The sequence below is a fragment of the Micromonospora sp. M51 genome (assembly GCF_018070305.1).
GTDB lineage: Bacteria > Actinomycetota > Actinomycetes > Mycobacteriales > Micromonosporaceae > Micromonospora > Micromonospora parva.
The window spans coordinates 1-1441 of record NZ_JAGPXZ010001098.1 but is presented as its reverse complement, the minus strand read 5'-3'; the positions used below and the strand labels follow the sequence as shown (position 1 = coordinate 1441).

General features: G+C 73.3%; 1 protein-coding gene and 1 tRNA gene. One reads left to right on the top strand and one right to left on the bottom strand.

Annotated features, from left to right (window positions below; genetic code table 11):
* Positions 1–211 precede the first annotated feature (211 nt).
* Positions 212–298: transfer RNA gene (locus KBX53_RS32770), tRNA-Leu, on the bottom strand.
* Between the two features lie 249 nt (positions 299–547).
* Between KBX53_RS32770 and KBX53_RS32765 the strand changes: the two genes are divergently transcribed.
* Positions 548–1441: tetratricopeptide repeat protein (locus KBX53_RS32765; RefSeq protein WP_210863736.1), on the top strand; the 894-nt coding region annotated here is incomplete at its 3' end.

The window sequence follows — 1441 nt, the reverse complement described above, 5'->3', positions numbered from 1 at the left end:
CAGTGGGGTGGGAACGAGCGCCTCGACGAGCTGCTCGTCGCGCCAACGAGGGCGCGGGCGATCACGACTCACCCGACCCCCGCCAGCGGGGCGGCAAGGGTGTCAGCGCAGGTAGCACCGACTCCCGGGAGACGGTGCGCACATATGATCCGTCGCAGGTCGCGTTCCCCGCGCGAGAGGAAGTTGATCTCGCGCGGATATCCACGAACTCTGGTGTCCGAGGGGGGACTTGAACCCCCACGCCCTATACGGGCACTAGCACCTCAAGCTAGCGCGTCTGCCATTCCGCCACCCGGACCTACACGTTCAGCCTACCTCGCCGACCAGATGATCTTTCCATCCGGTGGTCGGCACGGCGGGCCGCACGGGGAGTTACTGTACACGCCGCTCGTGGATCATGCACATCGCCTTCCGGCACCTCTCCCCCGGCCCTTCCGCCGCTGCTCAAGCCGCCTCAAACGGCGCGGCGACACACGGTCGAGGCGTCTCCGGGTAGCGTCCGGCAGCCCTCTGACGGCAGCATTGCCACGTGCCCCATCCCTCCCCCTTGGCAGCCGCCCAGCACCGAGCCCTCGCCCTGCGCGCCGCGGGCGACCTCAGCGCCGCCCGGCACCTGCTCGCGGAGGCCGTCGAATCCGCTCCTCCGCCGTACGGTGACGATCATCCGGAGGTGCTGCACACCGCGCACCTGCTGGCGCGGTTGCACCGGGAGGGGGACGACCCGCCGGCTGCCCGCCGGGTGTTGGAGGAGGCGTTCGCGGCGGGCGAGCGGCGCTGGGAGCACTCGGATCCGCTGATGCTCGCGCTCGCCTTCGAGTTGGCGGAGGTGGCGGAGGAGTTGGGCAACCGGCACGAGGCCCGCCGCAACTACACGCGCGTGGCCACCGCCGGGCCCGCCGTGCTCGGTGAGAACCACCCGGCGGTACGAGCGGCCCGCGACTATCTCGGCCCGCCCGCGTCGACGTCGGGCGAGCAGCACCCCGCGCGAACGTCCGGCCCGGTTCCGGTCGCCCCGGCGGGCGAGCCGGGTGCCCGGTCGGCGCTCACCGGCCCGACCCTGTCGCTGGCGACCCTCGCCGCGATGCGGCCCTCGGCGGGCGGTCCGCCGCCGGCCGTCTCACCCTGGGCGCCGCCGCAACCGCCGGCCGCACCCCCACCAACCCCTCCGGCGGTACGCGCACCCGCCGCACCCTCGTCGCCCCGCAACGCCGTCCCAGCGCCTCGGGCGATGCCCGTTCAGCCGGCAGCCTCCTCGACCCGGCCGACGCAGCCCGGCCCGCCGACGGCCGCACCCAGACCTGCGGCGACGCCAATTCCACCCGCTGACGAGCAACAGTCAGCGACCGCGATGTCGCTTGGCTCACGCTCCAGCGGGCAGTCACCCACGAATGCGCCACCACCGGTTCAACGCGCCGACGAGTATCCGTCCGCACCGTCCCGG